This window comes from Rathayibacter sp. AY1E6, from assembly GCF_002931115.1.
Taxonomy (GTDB): Bacteria; Actinomycetota; Actinomycetes; order Actinomycetales; family Microbacteriaceae; genus Rathayibacter.
Genome location: NZ_PSVK01000002.1, coordinates 140,875 through 154,605, shown reverse-complemented (window position 1 = coordinate 154,605; position 13,731 = coordinate 140,875). Strand labels below are relative to the sequence as shown.

Sequence of the window (13,731 nt, the reverse complement as noted above, 5' to 3'; positions counted from 1 at the left end):
CGGGCGGAGCGGACGTCCGGGGACGTGACCGGCCTCGTGTCGGACCCCCGGGGTCGGCGATCCCGCACCTCCGTGCAGAAGCGCCCGGCTCGCGGATCCGGGGATCCGAGCGAACCGGGCGCCACGAGCCGAGCTCGGTCTTCCTACACGTTGAAGCGGAATTCCACGACGTCGCCGTCCTGCATGACGTAGTCCTTGCCCTCGATGCGGGCCTTGCCCTTCGCGCGGGCCTCGGCGATCGAGCCGGTCTCGACGAGGTCGTCGAACGAGATGATCTCGGCCTTGATGAAGCCCTTCTGGAAGTCGGTGTGGATGACACCGGCGGCCTGGGGCGCGGTCCAGCCCTTCCCGATGGTCCAGGCGCGCGTCTCCTTCGGGCCTGCCGTGAGGTACGTCTGCAGGCCCAGGGTGTCGAAGCCGATGGTCGCGAGCTGGTTGAGGCCCGACTCCGTCTGGCCGGTCGACTCGAGCATCTCGGCGGCGTCGGCCTCGTCGAGGTCGATCAGCTCGGACTCGATCTTCGCGTCGAGGAAGATCGCCTTCGCCGGCGCGACCAGGGCCGCGAGCTCGGCCTTCCGGGCGTCGTCGGTCAGTACGGCCTCGTCGACGTTGAAGACGTAGATGAAGGGCTTGGCGGTCAGCAGGCCCAGCTCGCGGATCGGCTCCAGATCGATCGAGGAGGCCGACAGCGGCTTGCCCTGGTCGAGGAACTCGCGCGCCTTCTTCGCGGTCTCGACCACGATCGGCTCGATCTTCCTCCCCTTGAGCTCCTTCTCGTAGCGGGCCTCGGCCTTCTCGAGGGTCTGGAGATCGGCGAGGACCAGCTCGGTGTTGATCGTCTCCATGTCGCTGGCGGCGTCGACCTTGCCGTCGACGTGGACGACGTCGGAGTCCTCGAAGCCGCGGATGACCTGCGCGATCGCGTCGGCCTCGCGGATGTTCGCGAGGAACTTGTTGCCCAGGCCCTCGCCCTCGGACGCGCCGCGCACGATGCCGGCGATGTCGACGAAGGAGACGGGCGCCGGGAGGATGCGCTCGGAGCCGAAGATCCCGGCGAGCACCTCGAGGCGGGAGTCGGGCAGGTTCACCACACCCACGTTCGGCTCGATCGTCGCGAACGGGTAGTTCGCCGCGAGCACCGTGTTCTTGGTCAGTGCGTTGAAGAGCGTCGACTTGCCGACGTTGGGGAGACCGACGATTGCGATAGTGAGAGCCACGGGCATCCATCCTACGGCGTGGCGGCGGAAGGGCCGGGCGGGCGGGGCGCGGAGGAACGGGAGGCGCCCGCCCGCGGCCGGCGGGTGCTCCCGCCCGCTCGGGGCGACGCGCGCGCGACGCTCCCGGCGGCGTCGGAGGTGCGTGAGAGGCTGGAGCGTGCCCATCGACTTCACCGCCATCGACTTCGAGACCGCCAACTCGCACGGGGCCTCCGCCTGCTCCGTCGGGCTCGTCAAGGTCCGCGACGGCCGCGTCGTCGACCGCGCCGGCTGGCTCATCCGCCCGCCGTTGGGGTACGACGACTTCCTCGAGTGGAACACGCGGATCCACGGCATCCGCAAGCACGACGTGCACGCCGCCGCCTCCTGGGTCGACCAGTTCGCCGACCTGGCGGCCTTCGCCGGCGAGGACGTGTTCGTCGCGCACAACGCCGGCTTCGACATGGGCGTCATCCGCGCAGCCTGCGCGGCGACCTCCCTCGAGCACCCCGAGTACGACTACCTCTGCTCGCTGCAGCTCGCCCGCAAGACGTACGAGCTCGACTCCTACCGCCTCCCCGTCGTCGCCATGGCCGCGGGCTTCGAGGACTTCCGCCACCACGACGCGTCGGCCGACGCCGAGGCGTGCGCCGCGATCGTCGTGCACGCGGCCCGGCGGCACGGCGCCGCGAGCATGGCCGAGCTCGGCGAGCTGGCCGGCGTCTCCGTGAAGCGCCTGCGCCCGAAGGCCCCCGTCGCCGCCTGACGTCCGTCATGCCGAGCCGGCTCGAGACGATCGGCTCAGCCGCGGGGGTCGCCGAACCAGGTGCTGAAGATGCGCCAGAAGTTCCGGTTCCCGTAGGCCGAGCAGTCGTCGCCCTCGCCGTAGAGGTTCGCGAGCGCCGCCGCGTTCGGCTGGTACGGCGTGTAGTAGTAGAGACCCGCCGTGGCCGCGTTGGCGATCGTCACCGGGGCGGTACCGCAGGACTCGTCCGGGGAGTAGCGGACGTCGCCGGCCGCGCCGACCGGGTACCAGTCGAAGCTCGAGTCCGGATTCCGGTAGCGCTGGAACTGCCACGCCGCTCCGTACACCTGCGCGGCGAAGCCGTAGGAGTCCGTGTCGCAGTCCGCGGTGTCCGGGCAGCCGTAGCCCGTGGCGCTGCGGAACTGCCGCTCGCTCGGCTCCGGATCGGTCACGAGCGACTGCTCCTTCTGCAGCAGCACCAGGAGGACGGCCGGATTCACGCCGCACGCGCCGGCGACCGAGGTGATGATCTCCGCGGCCGGGACGTCGCGTCCGGCGGGCAGCGCATCGCACTGCTCGTCGGCCGTGATCGCCGCGGTGTCCTCGGCGTAGTCGCGCAGGCACGGCACCGGCCCGCCCGCGCAGTCGGGGACGCGGGCGTCGAGGAACGCCTGCACCGTGAGCGGTCCGAGCGCGTCGCCGGCGAAGAAGACCTCGTCGGAGATCAGGTCGCCCGGGTCGAAGTCGGCCGCGACGGGGCCCGGCTGGAGGAAGGTCCACAGCCGGACGATCTGCGGCTCGGACGGCACCGCGGCGAGGCGCGTGCCGTCGACGGACCCTCCCAGCAGGAGCGCCACCAGCGCCCCGACGACGACCGCACCGCCCCGCCGGCGTCGGACGCCGGTCGGGGACGGTGCGGTCGGGGTCATCCCTCCACGCTAGTGGCGGGGCCGCGGGCGATCAGCCGCAGGGGGTGAGGCGCGCGACGTCCTCCGAGAGGGTGGTGGGACCGCCGAGGAGGACGACCCGCTGAGCTCCCGACTTCGCGATGTCGGTCAGGACGGCGCGGGGCACGCAGTTCGTCGGCACGGCGAACAGCGGGCTGTTCGAGTAGCCCGCCGCCGTGGCTCCGGCGAGGGCGTCGGGGAAGTTCTCGCCCGTCGCCAGGAACACGGTCTCGGCCCTCGAGAAGGCTGCCCGGTTCAGCTGCTCCGAGGTGTCGTAGCGGTCGACTCCGCCGATGCGGGTGATCGTCGGCACCGGAAGCGAGTTCTTGATCCCCTCGCTCACCGACAGGGGGCTGCCCGCGATGGTGAGGTTCTGCACCTTGAGCTTCGAGAGGATGCCCTTCGTCACGGCGTCGGCCGTGCTGCCGGTGCCGTTCACGAGGACGACGGGCGCGTCGACGGAGCCGGCCGCGGCGCTCGCGCCGAGCGCGTCGGGGAACTTCTCGCCCGTGGCGAGCCAGGCCCGCGTCGAGCCGCCCGAGAACGCGCTCTGGATGATGAGCCTGGACGTGTCGTAGCGGTCCTTCCCTCCGATGCGGTCCACCGTCGGCGAGTAGGACCTCAGCTGGTTCAGCAGGCCGTCGCCGACGCTCAGTGCGGAGCCGACCACGACGATCCTCGCCGGCTTGAGCCGGCTGAGCTCGTCGCGAACGGGCTGCGACATCGAGTCCCGGTCGACCAGGAGCAGCGGACCGCCCTGCTTGGCCGCGGCAGGGGCGGCGCTCAGGGCGTCGGGGAAGTTGGCGCCGGTCGCGATGTAGACGACCGGGACGTTCGTGCGGAAGACGGCCTTCGAGATCGCGACGGCGGTGCCCTGGCGGTCCGTGCCGGCCAGGCGCGAGACGTCGATCCCGGCCGACGTGCTCACGGACGAGCAGCCGAGATCCTTCCGGCCGGGGCCCCGGGAGTCGCCCGTGCCGAGCCAGCGGTTCCAGTCGACGGAGTCGGCGGAGACGCAGACCTGGTAGGTGCCGGGTGCCGAGACGGGCGTGGTGGCGCCGAAGCCGTGGGCGCGGCCGGCGACGGAGTACTCGCCCGGGATGTCACCGCGGTCGCCGTTCGCGGTCTGCGTGCGGACCGTGCGGGTGCCGTCGGGGCCCGTCACCGTGACCGTCGTGGTCAGCGCGGCCTGCTGCGTCGTCGGATCGACGGCCCAGCCGGACACGCTCAGGGTGCTGCCCGAGATGCGCGGGGCGTCGACGCGTCCCGCGGGGGCGATCCCGGCGTTGGCCAGGGTGCCGTTCGGGTTCCAGTCGCTGAAGAGGTACCAGAAGTTGATGTTGCCGTAGGTCGCGCAGGCCGCGTTGCCGGAGCCGGTGAGCGCGTAGTCGTTGGGCTGGTACGGCGTGTAGTAGTAGAGGTCGGCCGTGGCCTGGTTGCGGATGGTGACCGGCGAGGAGCCGCACGCGGTGCTCGGGTAGTAGGCGACGTTCGGCGTCGTGCCCGGAGCGTAGGTGGTGAAGTTCGAGCCGGAGCCGGGCGGGTTGGCGTAGCGCTTGAACTGGCGGGCCGCGCTGTAGACCTGCGTGAAGAAGCCCGCCGAGCCGGGGTCGCACGCCGCGGTGTCCGGGCAGTTGTAGCCGGTCGCCTTGGCGTAGTCCTCGGGGCTCGGCGTCGTGTCGGTGACGAGGCTCCGCTCCTTCTGCACGAGCACGACCAGGGCGAGCGGGTTGATGCCGCAGGCCAGGCCGACGCGCGCGAAGATCGAGGCCGACGACTCGCTGCCGGAGCCCTGGTAGGCGCTGCACATCGCGTCCGCCGCCTTGGACGGCGTCGCCTGCGAGAAGTTCTTGAGGCAGGGGGCGGTGCCGGCGGTGGAGCACCGGCTGCCCTTCTCGTTCAGGAGCGACTGCACCTGACCGGTGCTCAGCGCGTCGCCGTCGAAGAACTGGGCGTCGCTGACGATGAAGCCGGCGCGGAAGCTCTTCGTCTCCTCGGCGCTGTACTGCGTCGACTGGTCCGGGACGCCGAGGTCGGCGCGGTCGAGGGACGCGTCGAGAGCGCCGGTCTCGACCGAGACGGTCGACGGCGCGTCCTCGGCGGCCGAGGCGGAGGTGATCGGGACGAGGGCGGTGCCGAGCCCGACGGCGAGAGCGAGCGCGACCGTGAGCAGGCGCGATGAGCGGTGGTGATTCCCCATGATCGCGAAGTCTACGAGGCGGTCGCAGGGCGTCCTGGCCCTCGTTCGGTGGTCGTGGCGCGTCGATCGCTCGATGTCGGAGGTGCGTGGTGTCATCGGCGGCATGGATCTCTCCTTCGTCCTCGGCCTGGTGGTCGGCGCGCTCCTCGCGGGAGTCGTGGCCGTCCTCCTCGCCCGCTCCCGCACGCCCGACGCCGCCCTCGCCCTCGACCTCGCGACGGCCCGCGCCCGCGCGGAGGGCCTGGAGGAGCGGCACGAGGCCGTCGTCGAGCAGCACCGCGAGCACCTCGGCTCCGCCCGCGACCAGATCCGCGAGCTCCAGGAGCAGCTGCGCGTCGTCGCCGAGCGCGAGCGGCACGACGCGCGCATCCTGCAGACCCTCTCCCCCGTCGCCGAGAGCCTGCGCGGCATGCAGGAGGCGGTCGGCCGGCTCGAGCGCGAGCGCGCCGCCCAGTTCGGGGCGATCACCGAGCAGCTCGAGGGACAGCGGGCGGCGGGCGAGCAGCTGCGCTCGACGACCGAGACCCTCGCCTCCGCGCTCCGCTCCACCACGAGCCGCGGCGCCTGGGGCGAGACGCAGCTGCGGAACGTCGTCGAGGCCGCCGGGCTCACCCAGCGGGTCGACTTCGACGTGCAGTTCGGCCTCGAGGGCGAGGCGGGCCGCGGCCGCGCCGACATGGTGGTCCGCCTGCCCGGCGGCAAGGCGATCGCGGTGGACGCCAAAGTGCCGTTCGACGCGTACCTGGAGGCGAGCGCGATCCCCGCGGGCGCCGGCGGAGAGGAGGAGGCGCGGCGCGCGGGGCTCCTGCGCGCGCACGTCCGCGCCCTCCGCGGCCACGTGGACGCGCTGGCCGCCCGCTCCTACTGGACCGGGCTCCCGGCGAGCCCCGAGTTCGTCATCGCGTTCGTGCCGAGCGAGCCGCTGCTCGCGAGCGCGCTCGACGCCGACCCGAGCCTGCTCGAGTACGCGTTCCGCAAACGCGTCGCCCTCGCCTCGCCCGTGACCCTGTGGTCGGTGCTGAAGACCGTCGCCTACACCTGGCAGCAGGACGTGCTCACCGACGACGCCAAGCGCCTGCTCGACCTCGGCAAGACGCTCTACGCCCGTCTCGGCACCCTCGCCGACCACGCCGAGGGCCTGCGCCGCTCGCTCGAGAAGACGGTCGACTCCTACAACGCCTTCGCCGGCTCGCTCGAGAGCCGCGTGCTGGTCACCGCGCGCCAGTTCGACTCCCTCGACGAGTCGCGCGTCATCACCCCGGTCGGAGGAGTCGCCTCCTCGCCGCGCCGCCTCACCGCCGTCGAGCTGCTCGCCGCGGAGGACGAGTCCGAGCGGAGCGCGTAGGGTCCCCGGTCCCACGCTGAGCGATCACCGGGGGCGCGCAGGCCGCGCGCGAGCGGCGCCGTCCATCCGGCTCGACACCCGGACGACCGCAGCTCGCGACGGCGCTCCGCCTCCGCGGCTCGGCGGAGGAGCGCCCGCGAGCCGTCTCGAGACCCGCCGCGGCCCCGCCCGCTCGCCTCGGTGACCGGGGCCGGTGTCCTTCCGCGTCCTGCACGCCGAGACGCCGCCGCACTCGGCGAGTGCGCCGTCAGCGGGGCGGCGCCTCGGCAGCAGTGCGGCGTCTCTGAGAGAGCGTGACGGCCTAGACCCACTTCTCCGCGAGGTGCTGGGCGGTCACGCGGCGGATGGTGCCCGAGCGGGAGCGCAGCACGATGGACTCCGTCGTGATGACGTGGCCCTCCTTGCGCACGCCCTTCACGAGCCCGCCGTTCGTCACTCCGGTCGCGACGAAGTAGGTGTTGTCGCTGCGGACGAGGTCGTTGGCGTGGAGGACGCGATCGACGTCGTGGCCGGCGTCGATGGCGCGCTGGCGCTCGTCGTCGTCCTTCGGGCGGAGGATGCCCTGGATCACTCCGCCGAGCGCGCGGATGGCGCAGGCCGTGATGATGCCCTCGGGCGTGCCTCCGGTGCCGACGCACATGTCGAGTCGGGAGTCGTGGCGAGCGGCGTTGATGCCGCCCGCGACGTCGCCGTCGAGCAGGAGGCGCGTGCCGGCTCCGGCCGCGCGGATGTCCTCGATCAGCTGAGCGTGGCGCGGGCGGTCCAGCACCGCGATGCGCATCTCCTCGACGGGCTTGCGCTTGGCGCGGGCCAGGGCGCGGATGTTCTCGCCGATCGGGCGCTGGATGTCGATGATCCCGACGCCCTCGGGCCCGGTGACGATCTTCTCCATGTAGAACACGGCGGAGGGGTCGAACATCGCGCCGCGGTCGGCGACGGCGATCATCGAGAGCGCGTTCTGGCGCCCGGCCGCGGTCAGCGAGGTGCCGTCGATCGGGTCGACGGCGATGTCGGCGGCGGGCCCCGAGCCGTTGCCGACGTGCTCGCCGTTGAAGAGCATGGGCGCGTTGTCCTTCTCGCCCTCGCCGATCACGACGACTCCGTCGAAGTTCACGGTCCCGAGGAAGGTGCGCATGGCGTCGACCGCTGCGCCGTCGGCGGCGTTCTTGTCGCCCTTGCCGATGAAGGGCACGGCGCGGATCGCGGCGGCCTCGGTGGCGCGGACGAGCTCCATGCCGAGGTTGCGGTCGGGGTGGAGGTAGAGCGAGTCGTTGTCGATCACAGAGCGGAGTCCTTCGTCGTCGAGTTCGTGCACGTCGTCGCAGGACCCGCGGAGCGGATCCCCATCCCTGCCCGAAGCCTAGTCCAGGGCCCTCCACGAGCGGAGGGACCGCGGAGGGGCGCCTCGCTAGACTCGTCCGCGACGCGGGCCTCGCCCGACCCCCCTTCGTTCATCCGTCAAAGGAGATGCCATGCCCGTCGCTACCCCGGACCAGTACGCAGAGATGCTCGACAAGGCGAAGGCGGGCGGCTTCGCCTACCCGGCGTTCAACGTCTCGTCGTCGCAGACGATCAACGCGGTCCTCCAGGGCCTCACCGAGGCGGGCTCGGACGGCATCATCCAGGTCACCACCGGAGGCGCGGACTACTTCGCCGGCCACACCGTGAAGAACCGCGCGGCAGGCGCGATCGCCTTCGCGAGGTTCGCGACCGAGGTCGCCAAGAACTACCCGGTCACGGTCGCGCTCCACACCGACCACTGCCCGCAGAACGCGCTCGAGGGCTTCGTCTACCCGCTGATCGCCGCCTCCGAGGAGGAGGTCAAGGCCGGTCGCGAGCCGCTGTTCCAGTCGCACATGTGGGACGGCTCCGCGATCCCGCTCGACGAGAACCTCGCCATCGCGAAGGAGATCCTCCCGCGCGTCAAGAACATCAACGCCATCCTCGAGGTCGAGATCGGCGTCGTCGGCGGCGAGGAGGACGGCGTCTCGCACGACATCAACGAGCACCTCTACACCACGCTCGACGACGCGATCGCGACCGTCGAGGCCCTCGGCTTCGGCGAGCAGGGCCGCTACATGGCCGCCCTGACCTTCGGCAACGTCCACGGCGTCTACAAGCCGGGCAACGTCCGCCTGCGCCCGGAGCTGCTCCGCGAGATCCAGGACGGCCTGCAGGCGAAGTACGGCACCGGCGCGCTCCCCCTCGACCTCGTCTTCCACGGCGGCTCGGGCTCGACCGACGAGGAGATCGCCGAGGCGGTCCGCAACGGCGTCGTCAAGATGAACATCGACACCGACACGCAGTACGCGTTCAGCCGCTCCGTCGCGGACACCGTGCTGAAGAACTACGACGGCTTCCTCAAGGTCGACGGCGAGGTCGGCAACAAGAAGGTCTACGACCCGCGCTCGTGGGGCAAGATCGCCGAGACCGCGATGGCCGCGCGCGTCGCCGAGGCGACCCGTCAGCTCGGCTCGGCCGGGAACTCCGGGAAGTAGGGCACCGCTCCGTGACGAACGCACACGATCAGCCGGGCGACAGGCGTCCGGAGCCGCAGTACGGCGAGTACGCGCCGCCCGGCTGGTCGTGGCAGCCGCCGGAGGACGCCGTGGTCGTCCCCGACCCGAGGGGGTCGGAGACCGATCCGAGGCCCGCGACCGCTCCGGCCGCGAAGCCCGTCGCGCATCCCGTCGACCGCCTGCTCACGATCGTGCTGCTCGCGCTCGGCGTGTTCTTCGCCGTGCCGACGCTGCTCGATCCCTCGAGCTTCGCGACGACCCTCCAGGAGCTCTACCGCTCCCAGGGCATCGGCACCTACGCGTCGCCGGAGCTCGCACGGATCCTCGGCGTCGTGGTGGCGCTCGCGCAGTCGCTGATCGTCGCCTTCGCGGTGTGGATCTCGATCCGGCGGCTCCGCGCCGGCAAGCGCGCCGTGCTCGTCCCGATCCTCGGGATCGCGGCGACCGTGCTGCTCTCCCTGATCGTCGCGGCGATCGCCATCCTGGGCGACCCGACGTTCGCGGAGTACGTCACGCGCATGTCGGGCTCGCAGGGCGGCGCCGGCACCGACGTCTAGCGTCGATCCCCGTTCCACCGCACACGGAAGAGGCCGCCGCTCCCGAGGGAGGGCGGCCTCTTCCGTGTCCGGGCCGGAACGCTCTAGGCGCCCGCTCCCGCGCTGATGCGTCCACCGACGCCGCGGGCGTCGCGCTTGCCGGCGACGTCCTTGCGCAGCTCCTTGGGGAGCGAGAACATCAGGTCCTCCTCCGCCGTCTTGACCTCCTCGACGTCGCCGTACCCGGCGGCGGCGAGGTCGTCGAGGACCTCCTGGACGAGCACCTCGGGCACCGAGGCGCCGCTGGTGACGCCGACGGTGCGGATGCCCTCGAGCCACTCCTGCTTGATCTCGCTGGCGTAGTCGACCCGGTAGGCGGCCTTCGCGCCGTACTCGAGGGCGACCTCGACGAGGCGCACGGAGTTGGAGGAGTTCGCGGAGCCGACGACGATGACCAGCTCGGCGCCCGCGGCGACCTTCTTGATCGCGACCTGGCGGTTCTGCGTGGCGTAGCAGATGTCGTCGCTCGGCGGGTCCTGCAGGTTGGGGAAGCGCTCGCGGAGGCGGCGCACCGTCTCCATCGTCTCGTCGACCGAGAGCGTCGTCTGCGAGAGCCAGACGACCTTGTCCGGGTCCTTCACGACGATGTTCGGCACGTCGTCGGGGCTGCCGACGAGGGTGACGTGATCGGGAGCCTCGCCCGCGGTGCCCTCGACCTCCTCGTGGCCCTCGTGGCCGATGAGGAGGATCTCGAAGTCGTCGCGCGCGAAGCGGACGGCCTCGCGGTGCACCTTCGTCACCAGGGGGCAGGTCGCGTCGATCGCCTGGAGACCGCGGTCGGCCGCGCCCTGGACGACGGCCGGTGAGACGCCGTGCGCGCTGAAGACGATGTGCGATCCCTCGGGCACCTCGTCGACCTCGTCGACGAAGATGGCGCCCTGGCTCTCGAGCGTGGAGACGACGTGCACGTTGTGCACGATCTGCTTGCGCACGTAGACCGGGGCACCGTAGTGCTCGATGGCCTTCTCGACGGCGACGACCGCGCGGTCGACTCCGGCGCAGTAGCCGCGGGGCGCGGCGAGGAGGACGCGCTTGCGGCCCTCGACGGGGACGTCGCGCAGACGCCCTGTGGCGCGGGGCATGCGCGGCATGGGCAGGCTGATCGGGACTTGGCTCACCCCCTGATTCTACGTGGTGCATCCTGTGCCCGGGCCGTCCCGGTGTCGGACCCGTCCCGTACCGTTGTCGTCGCGGGAGGGCACTCCCGCTCCCCCGTCCCTCCGAGCAGAGGCAGCGATGACCGACGCCCCACCCACCGCCGACGCACCCTGGCCGGTCGGCCTGCTCGCCAGCAAGATCAAGGGCTGGATCGAGCGCCTCGGCACCGCGTGGGTCGAGGGCGAGATCACCCAGTGGGGCGCGTCCGGCGGCAACGTCTACGGGAAGCTGAAGGACCTGTCCGGAGACGCGACGGTCGGCTTCACCGTCTGGTCGTCGGTGAGGAGCCGCCTCCCGGCCGACCTCAAGCAGGGCGATCGGGTCATCGCGCTGGTGAAGCCCAACTACTGGGTCAAGGGCGGCACGCTCTCGATGCAGGTCTTCGAGATGCGCCACGTCGGCCTGGGCGATCTGCTCGAGAAGCTCGAGCGGCTCCGCCGGCAGCTGGCGTCGGAGGGGCTGTTCGACGCCTCCCGCAAGAAGCCGCTGCCGTTCCTCCCGCACGGCGTGGGCCTCATCACCGGCAAGGACTCGGACGCCGAGAAGGACGTGCTGCGGAACGCGCAGCTGCGCTGGCCGGCGGTGCGCTTCCGGGTGGTCCACTCGGCCGTGCAGGGCGACCGGACGGTCCCGGAGGTGCTCTCGGCCCTGCGGACCCTCGAGGCCGACGACAGCATCGACGTGATCGTGATCGCCCGCGGAGGCGGCGACTTCCAGAACCTGCTCGGCTTCAGCGACGAGGCGCTCGTGCGCGCCGTCGCCGCCTGCTCCACTCCGGTCGTCAGCGCGATCGGCCACGAGGCCGACCGCCCGCTGCTCGACGACGTCGCCGACCTGCGCGCCTCCACTCCCACCGACGCCGCGAAGAGGGTCGTGCCCGACGTCTCCGACGAGCTGCTGCGCGTGCAGCAGGCCCGGCTGCGGATGACCGGCCGCGTGAGCGGGCTCGTCTCGCACGAGATCGACCGGCTCTCGCAGCTGCGCTCGCGGCCGGTGCTCGCCCAGCCGCACGTGCTGGTCGACCGGCACTCCGAGGAGCTGACCCGCTGGGTCGCGCGCGGCGCCGAGCTGGTGGACCGCCGCCTCGAGCGCGCGCACCTCGAGGTCGAGCGCCTGCGCGGCCACCTGCGCGCCCTCTCCCCCCAGCACACCCTCGACCGCGGCTACGCGATCGTCCAGAACGCGGCCGGGCACGTCGTCCGGGCACCCGGCGACGCGCCGGCCGGCGGCGCACTCGTCCTCACGCTCGCGGAGGGGGCCGTCGGCGCCCGCTCCGAGGGGCCCACCGGCGATCCCGCTGGCCGGTCCTGAGCCCGCCGCGCCACCCGTCCCCCCTCAGCCCCGATCGATAGGATCAGACCCATGCCCGACTCCCCCGACGCCCCGGCGACCGACTCCGACGTCTCGGGATTCTCCTACGAGCAGGCGCGCGACGAGCTCGTCCGCGTCGTGTCCGAGCTCGAGCAGGGCAGCTCCACCCTCGAGCGCTCGCTCGCCCTGTGGGAGCGCGGCGAGGCCCTCGCCGCCCGCTGCGAGGAGTGGCTGATCGGAGCACGCGCCCGACTGGACGCGGCCCGCTCCGGAGGGGCGGCCGCCGGATGAGCCGCGCGAAGCCTGCGCGGGTCGTCGCCGAGCTCGGGCGCCCGGAGACGGCCGCCGAGACGGCCGCCCGCAAGGCCGAGAACTCCCGGCTCTACCGTCAGCGCAAGACGGTCAACAACCTCGTCTTCTCACTGCTCGCGACCGTCGGCGCGGTAGCGCTCATCGTCCTGCTCGTCCCCCGCGGCGACACCGTGGAGCTCTCCTCGGTCGACGTCCCCCGCGTCGCCGCGCAGGTCCAGCTGGGCGAGGAGCAGACGCTCGCCGTGCCCTCCCTGCCCGAGGGCTGGAAGGCCAACGCGGCCGAGCTCCGCCGCGAGAACGGCACCGACTACTGGTACGTCGGCCTGATCACCCCGAAGGCGGGCTACATCGGCCTGAGCCAGGGGCTCGACGCGGACGCGGCCTGGGTCGCGACGCAGCTCGACCGCCGGGCGGCGACCGGCGTCGAGACGATCGACGGCCGCGACTGGACCGTCTACGACCACCGCGACTCCGGCGACGACACCGGCAACACGCCCTACGCACTCGAGACGACGGAGGGCTCCAGCACCTACCTCGTCTACGGCACGGCCCCGACGGACGAGATCCGCCTGGTCGTGGACGCCATCACCCCGCAGATCGGCCAGGAGGAGTCCCGATGAGCCTCGGAACCAGCAGCACCGTCCCCCGCGAGTCCCGCCCGCCGGCGTGGGTCTGGAAGGAGATGCTCCGCGGCAACCAGCGCTTCGTCGCCGGCGAGCCCCGCCACCCCCGCCAGGACGTCGAGCGCCGCGCCGAGCTCGCCGCCGCGCAGGCCCCGCTCGCTGCGCTCTTCGGCTGCAGCGACTCCCGCCTCGCGGCCGAGATCATCTTCGACCTGGGGCTCGGCGACCTCTTCGTCGTCCGCAACGCCGGCCAGGTGATCGCGGACTCCATCATCGGCTCGCTGGAGTACGGCGTCGCCGTCCTCGGCGTGAAGGTGCTGCTCGTGCTCGGCCACGACGAGTGCGGAGCGGTCCGGGCAGCGATCCAGTCGCAGGCGCCCGGCGCCGAGCGGCTCCCCCCGCACATCGAGCACCTGATCGAGCCGATCATCCCCGCGGTGCGCCGCCTCGTGGGTGCTCAGCCGGACGGCCGCGTGCTCGTCGACCCGTCGGCGACCGACGCGCTGGCCGTCGGCCGCGAGCACCTGCGCGACACGGTCGCCGAGCTGCTCCAGCGCTCCCCGCTGATCGCCGACGCTGTCGCGACCGGGCGGCTCGCTCTCGTCGGCGCCAACTACCGGCTCTCGGACGGCACCGTGATGTCCGATGTCGTGCTCGGCATCGATCCGCCCGAGCTCAGCCCCTACGTCTCCGAGCTGGAGCGCGACTCCGGCTCGGCCTCCTCCGCCGCCGCTCCGAGCGCGGTGGGATCGGATCCCGCGTGAGCGGCTCCGGACAGC

At 72.3% G+C, this 13,731-nt stretch carries 13 protein-coding genes; 8 read left to right on the top strand and 5 right to left on the bottom strand.

Annotated features, from left to right (window positions below):
- Positions 1–143: 143 nt before the first annotated feature.
- Positions 144–1,217, bottom strand: a complete 1,074-nt coding sequence (ychF, locus tag C5C46_RS02470; RefSeq protein ID WP_104222958.1) for a redox-regulated ATPase YchF — start codon at positions 1,215–1,217, stop codon at positions 144–146.
- A 157-nt stretch (positions 1,218–1,374) separates the two neighbouring features.
- Here ychF and C5C46_RS02465 point away from each other — a divergent pair, with 157 nt between their 5' ends.
- Positions 1,375–1,962, top strand: a complete 588-nt coding sequence (locus tag C5C46_RS02465; RefSeq protein WP_104224410.1) for an exonuclease domain-containing protein — start codon at positions 1,375–1,377, stop codon at positions 1,960–1,962.
- Between the two features lie 35 nt (positions 1,963–1,997).
- On the opposite strand, the gene C5C46_RS02460 is transcribed toward C5C46_RS02465, so the two are convergent.
- Both C5C46_RS02460 and C5C46_RS02455 read right to left on the bottom strand, forming a co-directional pair.
- Positions 1,998–2,870 carry a hemagglutinin gene (locus C5C46_RS02460; RefSeq protein ID WP_104225530.1) on the bottom strand — a complete coding sequence of 291 codons (873 nt, stop codon included), beginning with the start codon at positions 2,868–2,870 and terminating at the stop codon, positions 1,998–2,000.
- Between the two features lie 31 nt (positions 2,871–2,901).
- Positions 2,902–5,088, bottom strand: a complete 2,187-nt coding sequence (locus C5C46_RS02455) for a cell wall-binding repeat-containing protein (RefSeq protein WP_104225529.1) — start codon at positions 5,086–5,088, stop codon at positions 2,902–2,904.
- A gap of 103 nt (positions 5,089–5,191) precedes the next feature.
- On the opposite strand from C5C46_RS02455, the gene C5C46_RS02450 reads away from it, so the two are divergent.
- Positions 5,192–6,433: a DNA recombination protein RmuC gene (locus C5C46_RS02450; RefSeq protein WP_219812256.1), complete on the top strand. Its 1,242-nt coding sequence runs from the start codon at positions 5,192–5,194 to the stop codon at positions 6,431–6,433.
- A gap of 301 nt (positions 6,434–6,734) precedes the next feature.
- On the opposite strand, the gene glpX is transcribed toward C5C46_RS02450, so the two are convergent.
- Positions 6,735–7,667, bottom strand: coding sequence for a class II fructose-bisphosphatase (glpX, locus tag C5C46_RS02445; protein WP_104225661.1), 933 nt, complete (start codon positions 7,665–7,667; stop codon positions 6,735–6,737).
- Between the two features lie 238 nt (positions 7,668–7,905).
- On the opposite strand from glpX, the gene fbaA reads away from it, so the two are divergent.
- The gene (gene fbaA / locus C5C46_RS02440) at positions 7,906–8,931 is read left to right on the top strand and encodes a class II fructose-bisphosphate aldolase (RefSeq protein WP_104224414.1); all 1,026 of its coding nucleotides are present in this window, start codon (positions 7,906–7,908) and stop codon (positions 8,929–8,931) included.
- 11 nt (positions 8,932–8,942) lie between these two features.
- On the top strand, positions 8,943–9,509 hold the full coding sequence (locus C5C46_RS02435) for a DUF6264 family protein (RefSeq protein WP_104224415.1): 567 nt from the start codon (positions 8,943–8,945) through the stop codon (positions 9,507–9,509).
- Between the two features lie 83 nt (positions 9,510–9,592).
- Here the strand turns inward: C5C46_RS02435 and C5C46_RS02430 are convergent, their stop codons facing one another.
- Entirely contained in the window at positions 9,593–10,639 is a 1,047-nt protein-coding gene (locus C5C46_RS02430) for a 4-hydroxy-3-methylbut-2-enyl diphosphate reductase (protein ID WP_104225527.1), read from the bottom strand.
- A 145-nt stretch (positions 10,640–10,784) separates the two neighbouring features.
- Between C5C46_RS02430 and xseA the strand changes: the two genes are divergently transcribed.
- Genes xseA through C5C46_RS02410 form a run of 4 tightly spaced genes read left to right on the top strand, consistent with a single transcriptional unit; the run spans position 10,785 to position 13,716 of the window.
- A complete protein-coding gene (gene xseA / locus C5C46_RS02425) occupies positions 10,785–12,017 on the top strand; it encodes an exodeoxyribonuclease VII large subunit (RefSeq protein ID WP_104225526.1) in 1,233 nt (410 codons plus the stop codon).
- 51 nt (positions 12,018–12,068) lie between these two features.
- The gene (locus tag C5C46_RS02420; protein ID WP_104224418.1) at positions 12,069–12,308 is read left to right on the top strand and encodes an exodeoxyribonuclease VII small subunit; all 240 of its coding nucleotides are present in this window, start codon (positions 12,069–12,071) and stop codon (positions 12,306–12,308) included.
- Complete coding sequence (locus C5C46_RS02415) at positions 12,305–12,949, top strand: DUF4245 domain-containing protein (RefSeq protein ID WP_104225525.1); 645 nt, start codon at positions 12,305–12,307, stop codon at positions 12,947–12,949. The genes C5C46_RS02420 and C5C46_RS02415 overlap by 4 nt, the downstream gene beginning before the upstream one ends.
- Positions 12,946–13,716, top strand: a complete 771-nt coding sequence (locus C5C46_RS02410) for a carbonic anhydrase (protein WP_208543312.1) — start codon at positions 12,946–12,948, stop codon at positions 13,714–13,716. Before C5C46_RS02415 ends, C5C46_RS02410 begins: the two co-directional genes overlap by 4 nt.
- Positions 13,717–13,731: the final 15 nt, after the last annotated feature.